The 2,806-nt window shown below is 64.1% G+C and carries 3 protein-coding genes; 2 read left to right on the top strand and 1 reads right to left on the bottom strand.

The window, feature by feature from the left end:
* Window positions 1-1,094: S46 family peptidase (locus VK519_RS13715; protein ID WP_324350664.1), on the bottom strand; the 1,094-nt coding region annotated here is incomplete at its 3' end.
* Window positions 1,095-1,236: 142 nt separating this feature from the next.
* Between VK519_RS13715 and tdh the strand changes: the two genes are divergently transcribed.
* Window positions 1,237-2,274, top strand: a complete 1,038-nt coding sequence (gene tdh / locus VK519_RS13720; protein WP_324350666.1) for an L-threonine 3-dehydrogenase, zinc-binding type — start codon at window positions 1,237-1,239, stop codon at window positions 2,272-2,274.
* A gap of 178 nt (window positions 2,275-2,452) precedes the next feature.
* A partial coding sequence (locus VK519_RS13725) for a DUF748 domain-containing protein (RefSeq protein ID WP_324350668.1) occupies window positions 2,453-2,806 on the top strand: 354 nt, incomplete at its 3' end.

Below are 2,806 nucleotides of genomic sequence, written 5' to 3' on the forward strand. Positions count from 1 at the left end.
GTTGCAGCACCATCGGGCCGCGCCGCAAGCCACGCCTGCATGGCTTTCTCGTCGTCGGAGCGCACGGTAACCGCATCGCTGCGGCGCAGACCCTCCAGTTCCCCCGAATAGCGCTTGCTCACGTTCTTAAGCGATTGCAGCTGCGAGGCGTAACGGATCTGTGCGTCCTTGTCATTCTTACCCGCGGCTTCGATCACGTCCTCAAGTTCGGTGAGCAGGTCCACCGTGGTCGGCAGGCGCCACTGCACCTGGTCGGCGAATTCATCGGCGGTACGGTGGCGATAGGTGGTGCCCGGATAGCCGGCCAGCATGACGAAGTCGCCCTCGGCCACCCCGCCGCGGGCCACCTGCAAGTGCGCCGGCGGATGGTAGGGCTGGTTTTCCGGCGAATAGTCGGCCGGCTTGCCGTCCTTGCCCACATAGGCGCGCAGCACGGTGAAATCGCCGGCATGACGCGGCCAGACGAAGTTGTCCACTTCATCGCCGTAGTTACCGATCGCGCGCGGCGGCGCATATACAAGGCGCAGGTCGCGCAGCTCCAGTTGCTTCACCAGGTAAAAATCAGTGCCGTTGAACATATTGGCGACCGAACACTTGACGCCCTCGCCCTGCTCGCATTCGGCCACCAGCTTCTTGCTGGCGGCGTCCACGGCGTCGTAGTAGGCGCGGCCCGTGGTGCCGCGGGCGCCTGCGAGCACCCGGTCGGTGACCTTGTCGAAGCCCACCGTCACGCGCAGCCGGTAGTCGGGATTGGCGGGAAGCTCGCCAGCGCGGCCGGCCGCCACGTAGCCTTGGGTGATCAGGTCGCGATCGGGTTTGGAGTTGTACTGGATCACCCCGAAAGCCACGTGGTGGTTGGTGACCACCAGGCCGTCGGCCGAGACAAAAGCCCCGGTACCGCCACCGATCTTGACCACCGCGGAAAGCGGCGGCCGGGTGAGGTCGGCCAGTTCCGCGGGATTGCCCTTGAAACCGGCCTGGGCCAGTGGTTTGGCGATGGAGGGCAGCTGCGAGGGCAGCCACATGCCTTCATCGGCGCGGACGTCGGCGGCCAACGCCATGGCGGCGCCCAGCACGGCAGTTCGGACTTTCATGGTCTTCCTTGGGGGTGCCCTGCACGCTCGCAGGATTTCACGAAACATAGACCGAACCTGGCCTTGCGGGCAAACCCACCCCCTCCCCTCGTATAATCCGGGGTTTGGCCCGTACCCCGCGGGCGCCCGCACGGAACTCCCCATGCAGCAGCAGACGATGAAAGCCCTGGTCAAGCGCAAGCCCGAGCAGGGCATATGGATGGAAGAGGTGCCGGTGCCGGAAGCCGGCTCGAACGAAGTGCTGATCAAGATGGAAAAAACCGCCATCTGCGGCACGGACCTGCACATCTACAAATGGGACGAATGGTCCCAGCGCACCATCACGCCGGGCCTCACCATCGGCCACGAGTTCGTCGGCCGCATCGCGGCGATCGGCCCTGGCGTTACCGGCTACAAACTGGGCGACCGCGTCTCGGCCGAAGGCCACATCGTCTGCGGCCATTGCCGCAACTGCCGCGCCGGCCGCCAGCACCTGTGCCCGAACACCGTCGGTATCGGTGTGAACCGCAATGGCGCCTTCGCCGAATACATGACGATGCCGGCCTCCAACCTGTGGCCGATCCCCGACCAGATTCCTTCGGAACTTGCCGCATTCTTCGACCCGTACGGCAACGCCGCGCACTGCGCGCTGGAATTCGACCTGATCGGCGAAGACGTGCTGATCACCGGCGCCGGCCCCATCGGCATCATCGCCGCGGGCATCGCCAAACACGTGGGCGCGCGTAACGTCGTGGTAACGGACGTCAATGATTATCGCCTGAAGCTTGCCGCCGACATGGGCGCCACCCGGGTGGTGAACGTGTCCAAACAGTCGCTGAAAGATACGGTGAAGGACCTGCACATCGAGGGCTTCGATGTGGGTCTGGAGATGAGCGGCAACCCCCGCGCCTTCGCCGACATGCTCGACTGCATGTACCACGGCGGCAAGGTGGCGATGCTCGGCATCATGCCGCGCGGCGCCGGCATCGACTGGGACAAGGTGATCTTCAAGGGCCTCACCCTGCAGGGTATCTACGGCCGTCGCATGTACGAGACCTGGTACAAGATGACCCAGATGGTGCTTACCGGCTTCCCGCTGCAGAAGGTGTTGACGCACCAGATCGCCATCGACGATTTCCAGAAGGGCTTTGACCTGATGGATGCAGGCAATTGCGGCAAGGTGGTTTGTTCCTGGAATTGAGGTAGAGCCAGGGGAGAGTGGGCAAGCGACGCAACGGCAAAATTGCCGGATCCGTCCTTGCCCCTACCCCCTCCAACCTGAGTAAACTCCAGCCCAGGCAGGCCGGCAGTACTCGGGACGTGTACGGCAGCACAGCCATACACCGTCGGCTCGCGATGTCAGCGGAGCATCGACCGTCATGAATGACCCCATCGGCAACTCCCGCCTCGCGGCCGGCCGCGAACGTGCCGTCAAACTCTATCGCTCGCACCGCCTGCGCAAGACCCTTCTGATCCTGCTCGGCCTGATCGTGCTGTTCGGCGTACTGGGGTTCCTCGCCGCCCCGTCGCTGATCAAGAGCCAGTTGCAAAGCCGGGCAACGGCAGCGCTCGGGCGACCGGTCACTGTCGATGCCATACATCTGAATCCATACACGCTGCGGCTGCAGCTGGACAAGCTGCATATCGGGGAAAAAGACGGCACATCGCCCTTCGTCGATATCGACCAGATCGTGGTCAATGCGTCCTGGGCAGCGGTGTTCCGTCTGACCCCG

This window comes from Pinirhizobacter sp., assembly GCF_035317885.1.
Taxonomy (GTDB): domain Bacteria; phylum Pseudomonadota; class Gammaproteobacteria; order Xanthomonadales; family Rhodanobacteraceae; genus Pinirhizobacter.